1 protein-coding gene is annotated in these 263 nt (G+C 45.2%); it reads right to left on the reverse strand.

Annotated elements, in window-relative coordinates:
- A partial coding sequence (locus RAD04_RS38885) for a hypothetical protein (RefSeq protein ID WP_461627994.1) occupies positions 1-263 on the reverse strand: 263 nt, incomplete at both ends.

Here is a 263-nt window from a genome sequence, read left to right on the forward strand (position 1 = left end):
GTACTGTCGTTTTGTGTATCGTGAATTGTTTGTTTTGAAGTACCCCGCGCTTTTTCAAGCATGTGAATCCGCTCTGAAATAGGCAGTAGCTGCTGCTGAAGCACTTGCTGAATAGCTGATTTTTCTCTGCTGGTGGATTTCTCTAATGAAGAGAGTTGATGACGAATCGGCGCAACCACTTGCTCCAGCACTTTTTGAACAGGTTCTTCTTCCCCTGCTTGATCTGCCCTCTGTGTTTCTGCTTGCTGTAAGACGTTTTCGAT

It is taken from the genome of Bradyrhizobium sp. 25ACV, assembly GCF_054863005.1.